This window comes from Mucilaginibacter sp. NFR10 (genome assembly GCF_900100445.1).
Classification (GTDB): Bacteria; Bacteroidota; Bacteroidia; order Sphingobacteriales; family Sphingobacteriaceae; genus Mucilaginibacter; species Mucilaginibacter rubeus.
In genome coordinates this window covers 16,279-38,295 of the sequence record NZ_FMTV01000009.1, presented here as the reverse complement: position 1 = coordinate 38,295, position 22,017 = coordinate 16,279, and the positions used below count along the sequence as shown (strand labels likewise).

At 41.8% G+C, this 22,017-nt stretch carries 16 protein-coding genes; 14 read left to right on the top strand and 2 right to left on the bottom strand.

The window, feature by feature from the left end; genetic code table 11:
• The first annotated feature begins 74 nt into the window (after positions 1 to 74).
• From nuoL to BLP33_RS23785, 12 genes are all read left to right on the top strand, one after another.
• Positions 75 to 1,988 carry an NADH-quinone oxidoreductase subunit L gene (gene nuoL, locus BLP33_RS23840; protein WP_090533900.1) on the top strand — a complete coding sequence of 638 codons (1,914 nt, stop codon included), beginning with the start codon at positions 75 to 77 and terminating at the stop codon, positions 1,986 to 1,988.
• Between the two features lie 25 nt (positions 1,989 to 2,013).
• Positions 2,014 to 3,489, top strand: a complete 1,476-nt coding sequence (locus BLP33_RS23835; protein ID WP_090533898.1) for a complex I subunit 4 family protein — start codon at positions 2,014 to 2,016, stop codon at positions 3,487 to 3,489.
• 22 nt (positions 3,490 to 3,511) lie between these two features.
• Positions 3,512 to 4,894: an NADH-quinone oxidoreductase subunit N gene (locus tag BLP33_RS23830; protein WP_090533896.1), complete on the top strand. Its 1,383-nt coding sequence runs from the start codon at positions 3,512 to 3,514 to the stop codon at positions 4,892 to 4,894.
• 55 nt (positions 4,895 to 4,949) lie between these two features.
• Positions 4,950 to 5,594 (top strand): DedA family protein, encoded by a 645-nt coding sequence (locus BLP33_RS23825; RefSeq protein ID WP_090533894.1) that lies wholly within the window; start codon positions 4,950 to 4,952, stop codon positions 5,592 to 5,594.
• A gap of 33 nt (positions 5,595 to 5,627) precedes the next feature.
• Positions 5,628 to 6,176, top strand: coding sequence for an inorganic diphosphatase (locus BLP33_RS23820; RefSeq protein WP_090533892.1), 549 nt, complete (start codon positions 5,628 to 5,630; stop codon positions 6,174 to 6,176).
• A 4-nt stretch (positions 6,177 to 6,180) separates the two neighbouring features.
• Positions 6,181 to 7,521: a hemolysin family protein gene (locus BLP33_RS23815; RefSeq protein ID WP_090533890.1), complete on the top strand. Its 1,341-nt coding sequence runs from the start codon at positions 6,181 to 6,183 to the stop codon at positions 7,519 to 7,521.
• 14 nt (positions 7,522 to 7,535) lie between these two features.
• Complete coding sequence (locus tag BLP33_RS23810; protein WP_090533888.1) at positions 7,536 to 8,243, top strand: 16S rRNA (uracil(1498)-N(3))-methyltransferase; 708 nt, start codon at positions 7,536 to 7,538, stop codon at positions 8,241 to 8,243.
• A complete protein-coding gene (locus tag BLP33_RS23805; RefSeq protein ID WP_254780243.1) occupies positions 8,243 to 8,905 on the top strand; it encodes a DUF4159 domain-containing protein in 663 nt (220 codons plus the stop codon). Before BLP33_RS23810 ends, BLP33_RS23805 begins: the two co-directional genes overlap by 1 nt.
• A gap of 228 nt (positions 8,906 to 9,133) precedes the next feature.
• The gene (locus tag BLP33_RS23800) at positions 9,134 to 9,634 is read left to right on the top strand and encodes an acyl-CoA carboxylase biotin carboxyl carrier protein subunit (protein ID WP_090534109.1); all 501 of its coding nucleotides are present in this window, start codon (positions 9,134 to 9,136) and stop codon (positions 9,632 to 9,634) included.
• A gap of 152 nt (positions 9,635 to 9,786) precedes the next feature.
• Positions 9,787 to 12,855: a SusC/RagA family TonB-linked outer membrane protein gene (locus BLP33_RS23795; RefSeq protein WP_244311223.1), complete on the top strand. Its 3,069-nt coding sequence runs from the start codon at positions 9,787 to 9,789 to the stop codon at positions 12,853 to 12,855.
• Positions 12,856 to 12,873: 18 nt separating this feature from the next.
• Positions 12,874 to 14,238, top strand: coding sequence for a RagB/SusD family nutrient uptake outer membrane protein (locus BLP33_RS23790; protein WP_090533883.1), 1,365 nt, complete (start codon positions 12,874 to 12,876; stop codon positions 14,236 to 14,238).
• 172 nt (positions 14,239 to 14,410) lie between these two features.
• Complete coding sequence (locus BLP33_RS23785; RefSeq protein WP_090533882.1) at positions 14,411 to 14,797, top strand: nuclear transport factor 2 family protein; 387 nt, start codon at positions 14,411 to 14,413, stop codon at positions 14,795 to 14,797.
• Between the two features lie 69 nt (positions 14,798 to 14,866).
• Here the strand turns inward: BLP33_RS23785 and BLP33_RS23780 are convergent, their stop codons facing one another.
• Positions 14,867 to 16,525 (bottom strand): SUMF1/EgtB/PvdO family nonheme iron enzyme, encoded by a 1,659-nt coding sequence (locus BLP33_RS23780; protein WP_090533880.1) that lies wholly within the window; start codon positions 16,523 to 16,525, stop codon positions 14,867 to 14,869.
• A 242-nt stretch (positions 16,526 to 16,767) separates the two neighbouring features.
• On the opposite strand from BLP33_RS23780, the gene porV reads away from it, so the two are divergent.
• On the top strand, positions 16,768 to 17,937 hold the full coding sequence (gene porV / locus BLP33_RS23775) for a type IX secretion system outer membrane channel protein PorV (RefSeq protein ID WP_090533878.1): 1,170 nt from the start codon (positions 16,768 to 16,770) through the stop codon (positions 17,935 to 17,937).
• Positions 17,937 to 18,419 (top strand): 2-C-methyl-D-erythritol 2,4-cyclodiphosphate synthase, encoded by a 483-nt coding sequence (gene ispF, locus BLP33_RS23770; protein WP_090533876.1) that lies wholly within the window; start codon positions 17,937 to 17,939, stop codon positions 18,417 to 18,419. The genes porV and ispF overlap by 1 nt, the downstream gene beginning before the upstream one ends.
• Before the next feature lie 97 nt (positions 18,420 to 18,516).
• Here ispF and BLP33_RS23765 read toward each other — a convergent pair whose 3' ends face one another.
• A complete protein-coding gene (locus BLP33_RS23765) occupies positions 18,517 to 21,972 on the bottom strand; it encodes a glycosyltransferase (protein WP_090533875.1) in 3,456 nt (1,151 codons plus the stop codon).
• Positions 21,973 to 22,017: the final 45 nt, after the last annotated feature.

Genomic DNA, 22,017 nt, shown 5'->3' with positions numbered 1-22,017 from the left:
TTGCCTCTTTCCCGCAATAGCGATTAGATAATTAAAAACGTATAACGTAACGCGTAAAACGTACAACATCGAACATGGATAAATATATCTGGCTTATTCCAATACTACCGTTAGCCGGTTTTGTTATAAACGGACTTGGCCGTAATTCATTATCAAAAAGTGTAATTGGCTTTATTGGCAGTTTGCTTGTACTGGTATCATTTGGTTTAAGCATTGCAGCTTTTTTCCAGGTAAAATCAACCGGAGTTCCTATTAATGTCAACTACTTTACCTGGTTTGCGGTTGGGTCATTAAAATTTCCTTTCGCATTCCTTATAGATCAGTTAAGCGCTATCATGCTGCTGATCATTACAGGCGTTGGCTTCCTGATCCACCTGTATTCTATTGGCTACATGCATGACGACGAAGGTTTCGGGAAATTTTTCGCTTATCTCAACCTGTTCGTTTTCTTCATGCTGCTGCTGGTTTTAGGTTCAAACTACCTCATCATGTTTATTGGATGGGAGGGCGTAGGCTTGTGCTCATACCTGCTGATCGGTTTCTGGTTTACCAATCCTGATTATGCAGATGCAGCGAAGAAAGCGTTTGTAATGAACCGTATCGGTGACCTTGGTTTCTTATTAGGCATCTTCACCATTATTTATGTTTTCGGTAGCATCCAGTTTGCAGAGATCTTTCCGAAGGCAGCTGTTATGAAATCAGGCGCTGGTCCACTGTTTATCATTACCATTTTACTATTTATTGGTGCCTGCGGTAAATCTGCGCAGTTGCCGTTGTTTACCTGGTTGCCAGATGCGATGGCCGGCCCAACTCCAGTTTCGGCTTTGATCCACGCTGCTACCATGGTTACAGCCGGTATCTATATGATTGCCCGCTCAAACATATTCTATACTTTATCTCCGGATACAATGGAGATTATTGCTTATGTAGGTTTGGCCACGGCTCTTATTGCAGCACTTATTGCGTTAACGCAAACAGATATTAAAAAGGTATTGGCTTATTCAACAGTATCTCAATTGGGGTATATGTTTTTAGGCCTGGGTGTTGGTGCTTATACAGGTGCTTTCTTCCACGTGTTAACACACGCTTTCTTTAAAGCTTTATTATTCCTTGGTGCAGGGTCAGTGATCCACGCCATGAGTGGTGAGCAGGATATGCGTAAAATGGGCGGCTTGAAAGGCAAGATCAAAACTACGTTCACCACCATGATGATCGGTACTGTAGCTATCGCCGGTATCCCTCCTTTGGCAGGTTTCTTTTCAAAAGATGAGATCCTGGCACATGCTTACGCCTATAGCCCTATATTCTGGGCTGTAGGTGTATTAACTGCTATGCTAACCTCATTCTACATGTTCAGGATGATGTACCTTACATTTTACGGAAAATTCCGTGGTACCCATGAGCAGGAGCATCATTTACATGAATCGCCTCCAACCATGACTATTCCGCTTATTGTGTTGGCTATACTTTCATTTTTTGGTGGTTTTATAGGTGTGCCGGAAGTATTACACGGGCATCACGAACTGGCACATTTCCTTGAACCAGTTTTCAAAAAATCAAATGAGATTTTGGGCGAACATCATTTGTCCGAATCACTTGAGTATGCTTTAATGGGTACTTCGGTAGTATTGGCTTTAGCTGCTATGGCATATGCTTATGTTAAATATGCTAAAAATGGTAGTGTACCTGTTGCCGATACTGAAGAGCGTCCGGCGTTGACCAGCTTATCATACCACAAGTTTTACCTTGATGAACTTTATGACCTGATTGTTCGCAAACCACTCGACTGGCTTTCAACCTTCTTCTATAACATCATAGAGCGTTTAGGTATCGATGGTTTGGTGAACGGGATTGGCAGAGGAACAATTGAAACCAGTAAAGGCTTGCGCCTGCTGCAAACAGGTAATGTAGGTTTCTACATATTTATAATGGTACTGGGAATTATCGCGGTATTACTGTATAGCGTATTTGGATTAACTAAAATATAAACGATAAGCGTTTAGCAACATAAAAATGACCGTTAGTATATTACTTTTTTTGCCAATAGTTGCCGCTGTTATAACTGCCCTGCTTAAAAACGGGATAGCTAAACATGCTGCATTATTTTTCTCTGTTGCCCAACTGGTAATAGCGCTTATATTTTTAAGCAAATTTGTTCCGGATGCATCAACCCAGTTTGTAATTGATGTGCCATGGATCAGCAGTTTTGGAATTTACTTCAGTGCCGGTATTGACGGGATCAGTATGATCCTGGTTTTGTTGACCACCGTGCTTGTACCATTAATTATTTTAACAACCTATCAGCATCAATATAAAAACGAAGGTGCCTTTTATGGTCTTATCCTGTTTATGCAGGCTGGTATGCTGGTTGTATTTACCGCCCTCGACGGATTTTTGTTTTACGTTGGATGGGAAGCGGCATTGATCCCGATCTACTTCATTTGTGCCCTTTGGGGAGGTGAAAACCGCATCCGTATTACCATTAAATTTTTCATCTACACCTTTGCCGGTTCGTTGTTCATGCTGGTAGGCATTATCTACCTGTACCTCCAATCTCCCGACAAAACTTTTGATATCCACAATTTCTATAAAATGACTTTGGATGTTAAACATCAGAGCTGGATCTTCTGGGCGTTTTTTCTGGCCTTTGCCATCAAGATGCCTTTGTTCCCTTTCCATACCTGGCAGCCTGATACTTATACCGAAGCTCCATCTGGCGGGACCATGATGTTATCAGGTATCATGCTTAAAATGGGTATTTACGGTGCTATCCGCTGGATGATCCCTAATGCCCCGCTTGGCTTTTATCATTTCCAGGCGTTGGCCATGATCCTTGGGGTTATAGGTGTAGTTTATGCTTCTATTATCGCCTTTAAACAAAAAGACGGAAAACGCCTGGTGGCTTATTCATCAATAGCACACGTTGGCCTGATTGCTGCGGGTATTTTTGCCTGGAATATTGCCGGTGTTCAGGGCGCCATGATTCAGATGCTTAACCACGGTATTAACGTTGTTGGCATGTTCTTTATCTGGGACATCATCAGCCGCAGGCTAAACACCCGTGAGATAGATCAGCTTGGCGGTATCGCGAAGGTAGCCCCTAAATTTGCAATAGGTTTCCTGATCATATTATTAGGTACAGTGGGATTACCGCTTACCAATGGTTTTATTGGCGAGTTCCTGTTGCTGAAAGGTGTATTTGATTTTAGCGTACAGCATTATGTAAACCTGGTACTGGCTGCAGTTGCAGGTCTTACCATCATTTTTGGTGCGGTTTACATGTTACGCCTTTATAAAAACGTAATGCAGGGTGAAACCAACCCGCTTACAGCTACTTTTGCTGATGTTAGCGGTACTGAAAAGTTAACGTTGTGTATCATTTGTGCCCTGGTTATTGTATTGGGCATTTATCCTCAGCCTATTCTGCATATATCTGAAGCTGCGGTAACGCAACTGGTAAATCAGATAGGTTCAAAGTTTACAATGTAGGTTTAAGATTTTAAAGAAAAGAATGAATACTATAATCATCATATCTGTTTTACCTATAGTGCTGCTGTATTTAGGGCTATATAAAGCGCAAAAGGCTTTGCTGCCCGTTACTGTTATAGGATTGCTGGCTGCCTTGGGTTTTGCAATTTGCCAATGGACTTCAAAAGATACAGCTGAGCCGCTTTATACCGGCATGCTGTTGTTCAATAATTTCTCGGTTGTATTTTCAAGCGTTACCATTATATCTACTATTCTGATCCTGTTGCTGTCAAAAGGTTACTTTGAGCGTATCAGCAGGCACACGGCGGAATATTATGCTATTATCCTGTTTTCACTGACAGGCATAATCGTAATGGTATCGTTTAATAACCTTGTGATGCTGTTTATCGGCATCGAGATCATGTCGGTGAGCTTATACATCCTGGCGGGTATTAAAAAGAGCGATTTCGCTTCAAATGAAGCAGCTTTGAAATACTTTTTGATGGGTGCTTTTTCAACCGGTTTCCTGCTGTTTGGTATGGCGCTGTTGTACGGATCGTCAGGTTCATTCAATATCGATACTATCAGGGAGTATGTAATTAACCATCCACATATCGATCCTATGTTTTATACAGGCATATCCCTGATCATTGTAGGTTTATGTTTTAAAGTAGGTGCAGCCCCCTTTCATTTCTGGACACCGGATGTATACGAAGGTGCGCCTACGCTGATCACGGCTTTCATGTCTACAGTAGTTAAAACGGCGGGGTTTGCAGCTTTCCTGCGTTTATTTTCAGCCTGTTTCCAGCCATTGTCTGACTTCTGGACACCAATAATACTTGTAATCACTATTATTACCTTATTTATAGGCAATATCACCGCGTTGTATCAGCAAAGCTTTAAGAGGATGCTTGCATTTTCAAGTATCTCTCACGCCGGCTACCTGTTATTTGCAATCGTGTCATTAGGCGCTGCCTCAGGTAATTCGGTATTTGTATATGCGACAGCATACTCGATAGCTTCAATCATCGCGTTTGGCGGTTTAATATTAGTACAGCAACAAGGTGGAAGTGATAACTTTGAAAGTTTTAATGGTTTGGGTAAGAAGAACCCGTTCCTTGCCTTTGTATTAACTGTAGCCATGCTTTCATTGGCGGGGATTCCGCTTACTGCAGGCTTCATCGGTAAATTCTTCATGTTTTCGGGAGCGGTAGGCCGTTATCATATCGGTTTAGTTATTATAGCTGTGATTAACGCTATCATTAGTATCTTTTACTATTTCAGGGTCATCATCGCCATGTACTTCCGTACCGACGAACGCGCAGAGCTTGCTGTGCCGGTTTATTATAAAGTAGTATTCGCACTTTCAGCTCTCGCTACAATCCTTATTGGTGTTTATCCCGATCTTATAGCCCGTTTCATATAATCGGTATTGATAACTGCAAATTGATATAATATTTGTAGTTTTACAGATATAGTGAATGGAAAGTTTCTGGGAATACCTTCAAAATTTAACTGACGCACAATCCATAATAAGCAGGGGTGGTTTTTATCTCTTGCTTATTGTTGTTTTTGCTGAAACCGGTTTATTCTTTGGTTTCTTTCTGCCCGGCGATTACCTGCTGTTTATGGCTGGTTTATTGTGTGCCGCTGGTAAAGTTGATGTTTCTATAACTACGCTGGTATTGTCATTGATAGGCGCCGGAGTATTAGGCAATTTTACCGGGTATTGGTTTGGTTACCGAACGGGGCCGGTATTATTCAATAAAAACGACTCACTATTTTTTAAGCGGCGCTACGTAGTACTGGCCAGTGAGTTTTACAACAAACATGGAGGGATGGCGCTTATTTTAGGGAGATTTTTCCCTATTGTTAGAACATTTGCTCCTATATTTGCAGGTGTTGTTAAGGTTGATATTAAAAGATTTTCGGTTTATAACCTTATTGGCAGCGTGGCCTGGGTATGTGTATTTACGCTGGGCGGTTTTTTTTTAGGGCGAAGGTTCCCTCAACTGCAGGATTATCTGCAATACATTGTACTGGGATTGATAGTAATTACAACAATTCCGCTGGTTATTGCTTATGTTAAAAAGAAACTTCGTGAAAAAAACGAAAAAATAGATTAGTTAATAATTTTATATACTATATAATAAAGATAAATGAGTACTCTGCATCCATGGCACCAGGTTTCACCAGGTGATAATATCCCTGAAATAGTAAACGCTATTATTGAAATTCCAAAAGGATCAAAAGCGAAATATGAAATTGATAAAGAATCAGGCTTGCTGAAGCTCGATCGTGTGTTATTTTCATCTGTAATGTACCCGGCTAACTACGGCTTTATCCCTCAAACCTATTGCGATGATAAAGATCCTTTGGATATCCTTGTACTTTGCTCAATTGATGTTTTCCCAATGTCTATCATTGAGGCTAAGGTAGTAGGTGTAATGCACATGGTTGATAACGGAGAGCAGGATGATAAGATCATTGCAGTGGCTAAAAATGACATGTCGGTAAATTATATTAACGACTTAAACGAATTGCCTCCACATGCCATGACCGAAATTGTTCGCTTTTTTAAAGACTACAAAAAATTAGAAGGCAAAAACGTAACCATCGAACATTTGTTAGGTGTGCGTTACGCACATAAAGTGATAAACGAGAGTTTGGAGCTGTACAAGTCTACGTTCCCTGTGTATCAATCTTAAATAAATGGACCCCGCACATTACGAGATTAGTTTATTTTACATTTTCGCTACCATATTTTTGGTTTTACTCAATGGCTTTTTCGTAGCTGCGGAGTTTGCCATGGTAAGGGTTCGGGGTTCGCAAATCGAAATTAGGGCTAAAGGCGGCAGCGGCGTAGCCAAAGTTGCCCGGGGCATACTGCATAATTTGGATGGTTACCTGGCTGCTACACAGCTGGGTATTACCATTGCTTCACTGGCCCTTGGTGTTGTGGGCGAGGAGGTTGCGACCAACCTTGTGATCCGCGCTTTCCTGAGCGTAGGCATAACTCTTTCTCCCGGTTATATTACGGCCAGTCATATCCTGGCTTTCAGCTTTATTACCATCATGCACATAGTTTTTGGTGAGCTTGCGCCTAAATCGTTAGCTATCCAGAAATCGGTACGTACAGTGATGGCTGTTTCATTGCCGCTCAGGTTCTTCTTTGTGGTTTTCAGGCCATTTATTTGGGTGCTTAATAATTTCGCAAATTTCATCCTGAAATTGTTGGGTATAAGCACCGTTGAAGGCAGTGAAACCCATCATAGTTCGGAAGAACTGCAATACCTGTTGGAGCAAGGTAAAGAGACTGGTGCACTTGATTCAAATGAGCACGAACTTATCCAGAACGTGTTTGATTTTAACGAGCGGGTGGTAAAAAACATCATGGTACCACGTACCAAAATTTCGGGAGTAGATATTGCTTCAACCAAAGAAGAGCTGCTGGATATGATCATCAACGAAGGTTATTCGCGGATGCCGGTTTATGACGATGTGATAGATAAGATCATAGGTATAGTACACGCAAAGGATATTTTGCCACTACTGGCCCGGAACGAGGAGATTGTACTGAAAGATATTATCCGCAAACCATATTTCATCCCGGAAACCAAAAAGATCAACGATCTGATGGCCGAATTGCAGCAAAAGCGTATCCAGATAGCTATTGTACTTGACGAGTTTGGCGGCACCGCCGGTATGGTTACGCTGGAGGATATTGTAGAAGAATTGGTTGGCGAAATCCAGGATGAGTATGATGAAGAAAAGCCGATTGTCGAAAAAGTAAATGAGCGTGAGTTTATAGTTAATGCGCTTGCATCTATTTACGATGTGAACGAGCATTTACCACATGATTTACCTGAAGATGGCGACTTTGATACCGTATCGGGCTGGCTTGGAGATATCTTCGGAAAGATCCCCGATGTTGGTGAGCAAAAAGAGTCGAATGGATATAACATCACTGTACTGAAAAAATCCGACCAAAATATTGAATCAGTTAAACTCGAATTGCTGATAAATGAAGAAGATGCAGTAGATTTACATTAATCTGCTTATCCATAATGCAACTTTTTTATACGCCTGATATTGACGCCTCACATCCACAATACTTTCTGAGCGAAGAAGAAAGCAAACACGCTATACGTGTGCTGCGCCTCGAAGCGGGCAACGAAGTTCAACTGATTGACGGAAGGGGTGGTTTATACACAGCCCTGATCCATGACGGACACCCTAAGCGTACTATCCTTAAAATAACATCGGTAACTACCGAATTTGAAAAACGCAACCATTATCTACACATCGCGGTAGCACCAACCAAAAATATTGAACGCCTGGAATGGTTTTTGGAAAAAGCTACAGAGATTGGTATCGATGAAGTATCGCTGATCGTCACCCAGCGTTCAGAGCGTAAGGAGGCCAAGGTGGAGCGTTTAAATAAAATCATCACCGCTGCTATCAAGCAATCCCTTAAAGCCTACCATCCGGTATTAAATGAACCCTTAACGTTAAATCAGCTACTCGATAAACCCTTCGATGGACAAAAGTTTATTGCCCATTGCGAACTAGGGGAGAAATTTAACCTGAAAGACGAAATAGCCCCGCGGGGACGTTATTTGATACTAATAGGCCCGGAAGGTGATTTTGCGCCGCCGGAAATTGATAAGGCTTTACAAAACGGTTTTAAACCGATATCTTTAGGTACAAGTCGCCTACGTACGGAAACGGCTGCGCTGGGGGCTTGCTTTGAGGTGAATTTTTTAAACAGGTGATGAAAAGAATAAGGTTAGCATTGGTTGTTTTATTTGCAGCTATAGCAATGAGCAGCTTTAATGCCCCTGCCTATAAAATTGCACGCCTCAAATACAGCGGCGGCGGTGATTGGTATGGCGACCGCACGGCCTTACCTAACCTGATCAAATTCTGTAACGAAAACCTCAAAACCAATTTTGATGATGATGATGAGGTGGTTGAAGTAGGCAGTGCTTCTTTATTTAATTATCCTTTCACTTTTATGACAGGGCATGGTAACGTGATCTTTTCCGATCAGGAAGCCCGGAACCTACGTAAATACCTCACCGGCGGGGGCTTTTTGCATATTGATGATAATTACGGGCTCGACCAATATATTCGCCCGCAAATGAAGAAGGTGTTTCCCGAGCTCGATTTTGTTGAGCTGCCGGTTAATCATCCCATCTACCATCAAAAATATGACTTCCCGAACGGCCTGCCCAAAATTCATGAACATGATGGTAAGCGCGCCCAGGGTTTTGGTTTGATATACAAAGGCAGACTGGTTTGCTTTTATACCTATGAGTGCGATTTAGGCAATGGCTGGGAGGATTATGGCACCTATGCCGGCGATACCCAGGAAGCCCGCCAAAAGGCTCTCAAAATGGGCGCGAATTTAATTCAGTATATTTTTACTCAATAGGAGCTGCTCTTATCCGCAGCTTTCAATTCTTTTAACGCTATTGGAGATGGAATTTACTTGTTGCTGTATTGCAAGTGAAATTATACAGGGTTTATTGAAGGTTTTATATAAAGCAATTGAATAATATTAAACTATAAGCTTTTTAAATTTTACTTTCAGCTTTTATATAATATGTTTAGCTTTATATCAACCCCTAATATAAACCGCTTATCCTCAAATGCAAATCCTATGTATAAATTGAGTATTAATGAACGCTACAGTATTGAAGCTGAAAGAACCGTTGCGGCGGGCTTACTTATTAACGGGGTTAAAAGTAAAGCCGATATTAAACAGTTAAGGCCGGGAATCTATCATGTTATTGAAAATAACCGCTCATACAATGTCGAGATAGTTAATTTTAACGGTAACGAGAAAACTGCTGAAATAAAGGTTAATAACCATATTTATTATATTACCGCTAAAGATCAGTTTGATATATTACTTGATAAGCTTGGATTTAGTGATTTAAACAGTGCCCGGATTAGTGAAATAAAAGCCCCCATGCCGGGTTTGGTGTTGAAAGTATTTGTAAATAAAGGAGATATCATAAAAAAAGGTGATAATCTCTTTGTGCTTGAAGCTATGAAAATGGAAAATATTATCAAATCGCCGGCTGATGTTGTTGTTGAAAAGATATTAATAAAATCAGGAGATAAAGTTGAAAAAGGGCAGATCTTAATGTCGTTTTAACTGTGTGTTATAGCTTAAATATGCGATAATAACATTTTTGTAACGAACTGAACGTAATTTTAAGGTTTTTGTTGTTTCTGCACATTTTTTTTACGAACTTACTTTCTTAATTAACAATATTAACTTTTATGAAGAAACATCTACTAACAGTCATGTTACTGTTTTCTTGTATGGCTATGGTTTTTGCTCAAAACCGGGTTATTACAGGTAAAGTAACAGACCAGAAAGACGGCTCGCCCTTACCGGGAGTAAGCGTAACCGTAAAAGGCTTAACAGGAGTGGGCACCCAAACCGACATTAATGGCAGTTACAAATTAAGCGTACCTGCTACCGCCAAAGTTTTGGCTTTTAACTTTTTGGGATACAAACTTGCCGAACAATCAATTAATGGTAGCATTGTTGATGTTCAGTTAACAAGTGATTCGAAACAGCTGACGGAAGTTGTAGTAGTGGGTTATGGTACGCAGAAGAAGGCCAATATTACAGGTTCAATATCTTCAGTATCTGCAAAGGAAATTGAAGGCACCCCAACCACTTCTATTGAGCAGGCTATACAGGGTAAAACAGCTGGTGTATATATTCAGTCAGGAAATGGTAAACTTGGGCAAGGGATCCAGGTTAGGGTACGCGGCTCATCTTCAATATCTGCCGGTTCGGAGCCATTATATATTTTGGATGGTATGCCAATTACCACCGATAACTTGTCAAGCACCGATGCGCCAACCAATCCGCTGGCGGACATTAACTTCAATGATATCGAATCTGTACAGATTTTAAAAGATGCATCGGCAGCTGCAATTTACGGTGCTCGGGCTTCTAATGGTGTAGTTGTAATTACTACCAAAAAAGGCAAGGCAGGTACTCCTAAGGTTAATTTTTCAGCATCATATGGTAAAAGTACACCGTCAAGGCACCGCGAGTTCCTGAACGCCAAACAATTTGTACAGATAATGGAACGTGCGGGTGAGGGTGCAGCCAAGCAGGACTTTGCTGCCGGGGCTTACGATACACTCGACGACGCACTTGCCGATTATAAATCATATGTTGAAGATAATTTTACCTCCCTTTCGGCTGGTACTGATGATTGGAAAACAGGCAAGATCAATACAAACTGGGAAAGGGCTGCATATCAAAGTGCTCCACAACAACAATATGATTTAAACATATCTGGAGGTAACGACAAAACTACCTATTATATGGGGGGGCAATATCTTGATCAAACGGGTATATTGATTGGTAACAGCTTTAAAAGGTACTCGGGGCGTTTAAATTTGGATAGCAAGGTAGATAAAAACTTGAGTATCGGTATGAACTTAAGTTTTGCTAATACCATTAATAACAGGGTTTCAAACGATAATGCTTTCAGTACACCTTTGCAATCAGTGGCTTTATCGCCAATAACACCATTAATTGACCCTCGCAGCGGTTTAATAAGCGGTACCCCTCCGGGCGAATCAGAAGATTTTCCATTGTATTATAACCCGCTGATCAGCAAGAACAATGCGTTTTATCAGGCGACAGTTTACCGCACTATCGGTAATGTATATGCCAATTGGGAAATTGTAAAAGGCCTAACCTTCCGGTCGGAATTTGGTATTGATCAATTAAACCAGGCTGAAGATAGTTACTATGGAAGTGCTACTTTCCGTAATACAGGTACTAACAATGGTTTTGGTCAAAATACAACCACACAAGTATTGAACTATAATACCAATAACTATTTTAGTTATAAAACTATTTTTGGTCAGGATCATTCACTGGATTTAACGTTGGGAACAACCTATCAAAAATCCCGTACTGTTGGTAACGATGTACAGGGGCAGGAGTTTGCCTCTGATGCTTATAAAAAACTAACCGCGGCAGCAGTAATTGTTTCAGGTGCATCGTATGATAGCCCGTACAGCTTTTTAGCCTATTTCTTCAGAGCCAATTATGCCTATAAAGGAAAATACCTGTTTTCGGGAAGTATCCGTAGAGATGGATCGTCAAGGTTTGGTGTGAACAATCGGTATGGATTTTATCCATCAGGCTCCGTAGGCTGGATACTAACAGAAGAGGACTTTTTGAAAAACAATAATCTGTTAAGTAATTTAAAAGTTAGGGCAAGTTATGGTTTAACGGGTAACGCCAATATTGGAAATTTTTCGTCATTGGGTTTATTTTCCGCAGCAAATTATAATGGTGTAGGCGGTCAGCGCTTTTCACAAATAGTTAATCCAAACTTAAAGTGGGAAACAACCGCAGCACTTGATTTAGCTGTTGATTTTGGTTTCTTTAACAACAGGTTATCGGGTAGTTTTGATTATTATAAGAAAAACACCCGCGATTTGTTATTAAACGTGAACCTCCCTGGCACGTTAGGCATATCAAGGCAATTGCAAAATCTTGGTAAACTATCTAATAAAGGGTTTGAGTTGGAGTTATCATCAGATAATTTTGTGGGTAAGTTCAAATGGTCAACAAGTTTGAATGCTTCATACCAAAAAAATTTAATTACCGATATAAAAGGCCAGGTTATAACTGATAATAATATCAATTATGTAATGGCCGGTCAGCCGATAGGTGTATTCTACATGCCCGAATATGCAGGAGTAGATCCTGCCAATGGAGATGCTTTATATTACAAAAACGCAAAGGGAACCGACGGAAAGCTGGATCGTACTAAAACAAACGATCCTACCCAGGCACAAAATGTTGTAGTAGGCTCGCCAACACCTAAATACTACGGAGGTATTACAAATACATTTGGTTATAACGGAATTGAATTGGCGGTAACCTTCCAGGGTGCATTTGGCTACAAAGTGTATAACAATGGAGGCCAATATATGAGCACAAGTGCAGGCAATGGCTTCGATAACCAAACTATCGACCAGTTAAAATACTGGAATAAGCCCGGTGACATAACCGATATACCTGAGCCTCGTTTATTTTATGGAAATGGCATCAGTACTTCAAGCAGATACCTTTCAGGAGCCAGCTACGTTCGTTGTAAAACAGTAACGTTAGGTTATACATTGCCAAAAGCTGTGGTTAGCAAATTGAGGCTGCAAAAAATAAGGGTATATGCTAGCGCCTATAACCTGTTTTTAATTACCAAGTACAAAGGATGGGATCCTGAAGTAAATTCAGACGAGTTGCCAAGTAATGTTGATCTGAGTAATGACTTTTACTCGGCCCCGCAGCCCCGTACTATAATATTTGGTATTAATATAGGCTTATAATATTAAAAAATTACAAAAATGAAAAAGATAAAGTTTATATATATATCGGCAACAGCATTGGCACTTTTTTTAAGTGCATGTAATAAACAACTTAATATAAAGCCGGTTGAATCTGTTGATCAAAACCAGGCTATTAAAACAGCCAAAGATGTTCAGGGCGTTTTGGTAGGCACTTATAACCGGTTGGGGCAGGTTGACCTTTATGGCGGCCGTATATTTATGGAGCCCGATTTGTTAGCTGCACAGGCTGAAATTACCTGGACTGGCACTTATACAGGTTTAACGCAAATTACTGTACAGGCTATAACGAGAGATAATAGTTTTGTTGAAAACACATGGTTGGATGCCTACCAGGTAATAAATCAGGCCAATACTGTGCTTGCCAATTTAGATAAAGCTGATAACGCGGATGATAAAGCAAGATGGGAGGGGGAAGCTAAATTTATAAGGGGGTTGATGTATTTTGACTTAGCCCGCTTGTTTGGAAAGCCATGGAATGATGGCGATCCGTCAACTAACTTAGCAGCCGCTATCGTATCAAGTCCAACTACTTCTGCTGATAGCGAAGGGGCTAAAGTTGGCCGGTCTACAGTAAAGCAGGTTTATGATCAGGCTATCAGCGATTTGACGGCTGCCAAAAGCAAGCTGCCGGAGGATAATGATTTCTATGCCAATAAATATTCCGCCTCGGCAATCCTTGCAAGGCTTTATCTGCAAAAAGGCGATTATACCAATGCCTTAAAGGAGGCTAATACTGTTATTACATCCGGCGCGTTTTCTCTTGTGCCTGATTACACCAAGGAGTTTTTACTGTCAAGCAAACCATCGCATCAGGAAAATACTACTGAAGATATCTTTGCTATACAGGTTACTCAACAGCAAGGTATAAATAGCTTGAATGAATTTTATGCCTCATCTGCAAACGGAGGGCGCGGAGATATTAAAATAACAGATGATTTTTTGGCAGAATTTGAAGCCAACGACGTAAGAGGCCAGTTTTATACTGTCACATCGGTTAACAGAACTAAAAAGTTCGATAATCAATATGGAAACGTACATGTCGTGCGCCTTGCAGAGATGTATCTTATCCGTGCTGAAGCTAACCTCCGTGGTGGAACATCCACAGGTGCAACGCCGGCAAGTGACGTTAACACCATCAGGCAGAGGGCTGGCCTTGACCCTTTAGTAACTGTAAATCTTGCTACAATATTAGCAGAACGCAGGCATGAGTTATGTTTTGAAGGAGGGTTTTTTCTGCATGATGCGAAAAGGCTAAAACAAAGTGCAGGCGGGCTTCCTTACAATTCACCGAGACTGGTGTATCCAATCCCTCAACGCGAAATTTTGGCTAATTCAAAGTTGGTGCAAAATGAAGGTTATTAATTGTCAATAGCTTTAATAATATGGATCCCGGATAACAGTATTGTTTTCCGGGATTTTTATTTAGGATATAGATCCTATTTTTACCCGAGTGATGGCTATCCGTTATCTAAATGCGATTAGATTATTATTGATGTATCAATCGATAAATAAAATAACCTAAATTATACAAACCATGAACGATCAACAAATACTTGCCGCCCTGAATGCCCACTGGCAGGCATCGGCCGCTGGTGATATCAACGCAGAACATGATATTTACGATGATGACGTTATTTGTGATTATCCTCAATCAGGCGAACGAATTTTTGGGCGCATTAATTTACAGGCCTTGCGCGGGCATCATCCCGGTAAACCATCAGGTTTCCGTGTCAGGAGGATTCTGGGAAAAGGCGATACATGGGTCACTGAATATACCATTAACTATCAGGAAAAGCCGGTCTACACGGTAAGCATTATGGAGTTTCGTGAGGACAAGGTAATACATGAAACACAGTACTTTGCCGACCCCTTCGAAGCCCCGGCCTGGCGAAGCCAATGGGTTGAGCCGATTGATGGATAGATAAAACTTTAAAACAAATAAGGCCTCTCATTACTGAAAGGCCTTATTTCAAAATATCTGTTATAAAAATTATCTTGTTTTAAACGGCTTAGCTTTTTTAACCGGGTAATGTGGTTTGCCATTAGGGTTAATTTCAGGAGCGCCAACTAAGGTCATTGCACAGCGGAAACCAACCTCCGCACTCGCCTCGTCCTGATCCATAAAACGACGGGTAGCAGGGTTTAGCCAAAACGCCATATCGTTCCATGATCCACCTTTGTATACTTTAGAATGGTCGTTAACCAGCGTGGTTGTGCCGTAAAGAGCTTTATTAACTTCGTCTTTTTCGCCCCTCGCATCCGGGTTGTAAGCTTTACCCGAGTTTTTAGGCAGCAATGAATCAACCGGCAATGACCCTGTTTGGGGAGTTGCAAGCGGCGCGTTTGGATTGGCGCTTTGCGCGACTGTATTTTGTTGCTGTAAAGCTAAAAGTTCGCTGTATTTTAGTTTCTTATTAGCATGTGCGGGATCTTTGATTGGCTTGCCGTATTTATCTTTTGCATAAAGTCCTTTGCTTGGATCTGCAAGGCGTTTGTTTGAAAACTCATTACCGCGGAAAGGGTTAAAATCTTCAAACTCCTCAAATGATGTTTGGCGGTAGGTATCAGCAACCCATTCGTTAACATTACCCGCCATGTTATATAAGCCAAAATCATTAGGTGCATATGAACGTACAGGGGCGGTAATGTCTGCCTTATCGTTCAGGTAACCGCCAACACCGGCGTTATCACCGTTGCCGCGTTTAAAGTTTGCCATGATCAGGCCGCGTGTTTTCTTTTTTGCCGAACGTACACCCATACCGTTCCATGTATATATTTTGCCATCATCGATGTTTTCAAACTGGGTGTTTCCTGCAAGCGCCAATGCTGCATATTCCCATTCGGCTTCTGATGGTAGACGATACGCTTGCTTAAGGATCCCGTCTTCCATACGTACGGGCCTAACGGCTTTGCCGCCTTTCCCTGTACCTGCCTGGGCATTAGGGCTCAGGTTAGGCATCATTTTTTTACCATCGATGCCTGCCCCGGTCATCTGGCCGTTCAGGTAAATATCAGTATTAAAAGGTTGTCCGTTCGCTGCAATGCCGGCGTCACCGCCACCACCTTTTTTGCCCATATCTTTCCACGCTACCATTTTTCCGGTTTCGCGTAAAATGTTTTCGTTGGTACGGTCGGTGCGCCATGAGCAATAATCCTGTGCCTGGTCCCAGGTTACGCCTACAACAGGATAATCCTGAAAAGCGGGGTGACGCAGGTAGTTATCTACATATGGCTCATTATAAGATAAGGGATGACGCCAAACCAATGTATCAGGCACGGCATTGTAATATAACTCACGATCCTGCGGGAAAGTAATGTTTATCCAATGCAGGTAATCAAGCCAATCCTGATTTGATACCTCGGTTTCGTCCATGTAAAAAGAGGGTACGGTAACCCTGCGGCGTACATTATTATAATCGTAAGTTATGTCCTGATCGGCGCTGCCTCCCATAACAAAAGTACCACCCTCAATAGGCACCAATCCGGGTCCTGGCGATGGATGGCTTTGCCTGAAACGCTCATAACCGCCGTTGTTTTTATCGTTATAAGTTATACCCGTTTTTTGCGATTGCTCACGTTTACTGCAGCTACTCATCACGGCACCTAAAGCCAACAATCCCAGAGCAGTTTTAGTAAAAAGTATTTTCATATTTTTACAGTTATATTAAGTGGTAAATTTATAAAAAAATGGATACAGTGCTTATGCTAATGAACCATTATTTAGAAATAAATACTACAATTATCAGGGGTTTTAACGAAAAATTAATGAAATTAGTTGCGTTGATTTAAATTTTTGATTTAACTTTCAGCAAAAGTGCGGACTTGAAAATGTGAAGCAAGTCATGGTCCCATAGTTATAAAATACAAATTGTTAAAACCTAACTCCTACAAATGAAGTTTTTTACATTTCGAGGCCTTGCTATTATTACACCATTTTTGTTGCCACTTGCTGCGGCTGCGCAAACAAATCCTAACGGAAGTAATATCAATGCAATTCCCACCGAAGTCCCGTTTTTAAATATTTCACCTGATTCGCGTTCGGGGGCTATGGGGGATGCGGGCGTGGCTTTGTCGCCGGATGTAAATGCGAATTTTTGGAATCCGTCAAAGCTTGCATTTTTAGAAAGTAATGATGCGTTATCTGTATCATATAGCCCCTGGTTAAGGCATCTTGTGCCTGATATCAGCTTATCATACCTGAGCTATGCCCATAAAATTGATGAGCGGAATACAATAGGTGCTTCGCTCCGCTATTTTAATTATGGTTCCATTCAGCTTACCGACGATAATACAAACGACCAGGGTACTTACACGCCAAACGAGTATTCGTTAGATGTTTCATTTGCCCGCAAGTTTGGCGATAATTTTTCACTGGGGCTGACTGCCCGGTATATTCATTCCAATATATCAAGTATTTCGTTTGCCACCGGCTCAAGCCAGGCGGCAAAAGCCGGCAATGCTTTTGCCGCAGATGTTTCACTATACTACACGGCGCCTTATGGTGACGGCAACACTTTTGCTTTTGGAACACACATTTCAAATATTGGTACAAAAATCAGCTACAGCGATGTGGGCAACAAGTATTTTTTGCCGGCCAATTTGAAATTAGGGGTGGCTAACACCTGGCAGTTAGATGATGTTAATGAGTTTACAGCAACCTTTGACATCAACAAACTGCTGGTACCAACCCCGCCCCTGCGCGACAAAGATGGTAAGATCATTAAAGGCAAGGATGATAATGTATCGGTGCCGGCGGGTCTTTTTCAGTCGTTTGGCGATGCACCGGGTGGTTTCAGTGAAGAGTTGAAAGAGATCAGCTTTTCGCCGGGTGTTGAATATTGGTACAACAAACAGTTTGCTGTACGGGCAGGCTATTTTTATGAAAACCCCAACAAAGGCGACAGGCATTATGTTACCATGGGTATTGGGTTTAAGTACAGTGTTTTTGATTTTGATTTTTCGTACCTGGCAGCCAGCCAGCAAAATAGTGCCCTGGCCAATACTTTGCGCTTCACCTTGTCGGCAAATTTTGGCGGTACAACAAATGCTTCTAAAAGATAATGGGTAAAATTAAGGTAGGTTTTGGGTTTGATGTACACCAGTTAAAGGAAAATCACCCATTTGTTTTAGGCGGGGTTAAACTTGAGCACCATGCCGGTGCTTATGGCCACTCAGATGCCGATGTATTGTTACACGCAATTTGTGATGCCCTGCTGGGTGCAGCAAACCTGCGCGATATAGGTTTTCACTTTTCAAATAAAGACGACCGTTGGAAAGGCATCAGCAGCCTGGTCCTTTTGCAGCATGTAGTTGCCCTGATCAAAGAAAAAGGGTTTGTTATTGGCAATATCGATGCCATGGTATGTCTTGAGGCTCCGAAGATCAACCCGCATATCCCGGCAATGAAAACCTACATAGCCGAAGCTGCGGCTATTAGCGAAGAAGATATTTCCATTAAAGCTACTACCAACGAGCAAATGGGTTTTATCGGTAGGGAGGAAGGCGTTGTGGCTTATGCGGTTTGTTTGATTGAAAGGGAGTAAGGAAACACTCTATAGTTACAAACTAAGGGCATAGTCGTCCGAAGTCAGAGACTTCGAATCCGTATACTATAGTTTGTAACTAAAGGATCTTTTAATCCTAACTATAATGCATATACAACAAATACACAATCACCGCAACTATTGCCACGCCAATTACCATATATATTGGCTGCGCTTTTTTGCTTCCTGAGCCGTCAACTTTCACATTGCCGGTACGCTTAAGAACGCCCCATCCGCTTAACTCGCCTTTTAATGCTTTTCGCAGCGATTTAAACAGTACGTAATACATCAGCTGTCGCCACATAAAGCGCTGCGGAATAATGTAGATGAGCTTCTTGTAATCCTCTTTTTCCATACGGAAAGCGATGATGCCTACTATAAAATCAACCACCACAAATGCCACGTAGTAAAGCAGCATTTTTTCGGGCTTTTCACCAAATAGCGCGAACAGCATCATCAGATCTGCCAGGGGAGAGAACAACGGTAGTATGATCTGGAATATCAGGATGTTAGGCATCCCCACCATTCCAAAAAACTTATACTTTTTGTTAAACAGCGCGTCGCGGTTTTTCCAGAAACTTTGCATCACTCCAAAACTCCAGCGGAAACGCTGTTTAAGCAGCATGTTAATGGTTTCTGGCGCTTCGGTGTACGCGATGGCTTCGGCACAGTTGCGTACCACGTAGCCTTGTTTCAGGATACGCATGGTGAGGTCGCAATCCTCGGCAAGGGTATCATACGTAAAGCCGCCCGCGCGAAAAATGGCCGACTTACGGAACGCTCCAATAGCCCCCGGCACAACGGTAATACTATTGATGAGATCAAACGCGCGGCGGTCCATATTTTGCGCAGTAATATACTCTATCGACTGCCAGCGGGTGATGATATTGGTTTCGTTGCCAACTTTAACCGTTCCGGCCACAGCACCTATTTCCTCATCGGTAAAGTAGGTCATGAGCTGATAAACAGCATCAGTTTTGAGTTGGGTATCAGCATCAATACAAACCACAAAATCATTTTGGGCATGGGTGATACCAAAGTTTAATGCTGATGCCTTACCTCCGTTTGGTTTGGTTAGGATCTTGATGAGCGGATTACCTTTATAGGCGGATTCTACAACCTCAAATGTTTTATCTTTTGATCCGTCATCAACAAAAATGATCTCGAACGATGGATAATCGGTTTTAAGCAAGCTTTGTATTGTTGCTACTGCGTTAACTTCCTCGTTGTAAGCAGGAACAATGATGCTCACCGCAGGCATCACATCGGCATCGCGATCAAGCTTTTTGGATTTTTTATCCACGCCTCGCTGCCTTACAGCCAAAATGCCAATAAGCACAATGCGGCCAATAGCCAGGAATATAGCCGACAGGAATATATAGATCAGCGCCCAGTTTATATAGTAATAACCATGAATAAAAACATCATAGGCGGGCCCGAAAATGCCTGTGCTTGGATCCGGTTTAATCGGCGGCATCAGATCATCCTTAGTTTTGCCCAGCACATCGGCAATAGTGGTAAACTGGTACCCGTGCGATTTAAAGTAATGAATGATTGCAGGAAGGGCTTTAACGGTTTCTTCACGGGTATCACCTCCTGCATCATGCAGTAATATCATCGATCCGTTATCTTTTTGCCTTATGGTGCGGGCAATAATACTATCGGCAGTTACGCCGGGCTGCCAATCCCAGGGATCGATAGATTCGCCGATGGTGATATAACTTTGACGGCGGCTTTCTGCAACCGGAATAACCTCGGCAAGGGTTTGCGGCTCGGCATCGGCATTAAATGGCGGGCGGAACAGGATAGTGCTTCGGCCGGTTACCGATTCAATAAGTTTACGCGTGGAGTTAAGCTCCAGGATCACCCTTTTTAAGCTGATGGTTGAAATATCGGGGTGGAAAAACGTGTGATTGCCTATTTCATAGCCTTCTTCGTATTCGCGCCGCAGCAACTGTATGTTTTTTTCGGCCATGGAACCCACAACAAAGAATGCTGCCGGTACCTTTTCGGCTTTAAGGATATCTAAAATACGTGGGGTAAAATCGGGGTCGGGGCCATCATCAAAAGTTAAAACTACTTTCTTAGGAGCATAACCATACCTGCGGATCACATATTTAGTGGGAAGTTTTATATAATGCTGATCGAGAATGGTAAATGTAGATGTATCCATTTTTACATCAATTACCCCGGTGGTAGGCGTGGTAATGAGGTCAAGCACCTCGCCATCACCATCGTAGTCAACATTTACACGGTTGTTTAACCCTACAGATGTAAGTTTCCGCATATCCACACCTGTCTTTTTCAATGAGTCTATCGACAGGTTTTTCTGGAAAAATGTCCACAAACGCGGATCTTCGGCACCTAAACGCCATAAAGCCACGCCGCCGGTGGCCCAGTCGTCGGCCATGCGGATTACATTAAAGTTTGTTGCCGCGTCTGTAAAGTATATGGAATGGTCAAGACTGTCCTTGTCCATATAAGTGAAGTGTAAATTTGCCGAATTTGGATCAAAGGTGATCTTGCTTTTTTGCTCTTCGGCGGTACTGATAGCCTGCTGATAACCGATAGTTTTACCTACACTGCCTTCGGGCCAGTCATAGGCGCCGCCTGCGAATGTTAAAATTATTTTTTCTGACGGAACTTTCGAACATACATCATCGAGGATTTGTTCAACCCAGCGCTGATTTGAAAGATCGCCGGCATTAGTTGCTTCATAATGTTCATCAATAGCCATGATGAACAGGAAATCGTTTACATGCTGGAGCTTTGTGATATCAAAGCTTTCATCCTCCGGCACTACGTTTTGAGTAACCAGGAAACCTTTGGCATGCAAGGTTGCATAGAGCTCATTTTGAAAAGCTATGTAATTTTTACTGTTGCGGTCCCTCACCTCATCAAAATCAACATTGACACCCTTCAACTTGTTTTTGGTAAGCGAGTTAGCTATGCTGTTAATAAAATTACTACGAAGTGTTTTATTGTTAACAATACGGTCTACATCTTTAGTATCATAGCCGCCATGTGTGTTGTTGTAGTTTACGTAGTTTGACAGTGATACAATAATCGGCTTGTTGTATTTTTTATTGAGGTTCATCAGCCCGGTATCGAGCTTGGTTACAACGGTATCAGTTTTAGGTAATATAGAAAAGCCTTCGCTCACTACCATATCCAGGTGGCCAATATTCACCACCAGCGAGTTATAAGCCTGGGGTTCCCACGCACGATAAAAAGCGGCGTTTATACGGTCTTTATTGTTAGGTTGTTTAAGCTGGTGTAATTTTTTTGCCCTCTCAAGTGCTTCTATTTCAGATTTTTGAATTTTGAACGATTTGAACTTCGTTGACTTTTTTAATTGCTCGAGTTCCTCCCTGGTCATTTTTTTGGGAGCAGGGTTAAGGTTGGGAAGCTCGGGGTAATAGGTTGAGCGGATAGTAACAATAACGGCTATTATACCAATAATCAATGCAGCCAGTAGTACACGGCTCAACCATTTAAAACGGTTCCACCTACCGGGATTATCAGCCTGAAAAACTTGCTTGCTTGATGACATTAAGAAAAATTACTTTATTAAAAGTATGGGTTACTTATGAAGATT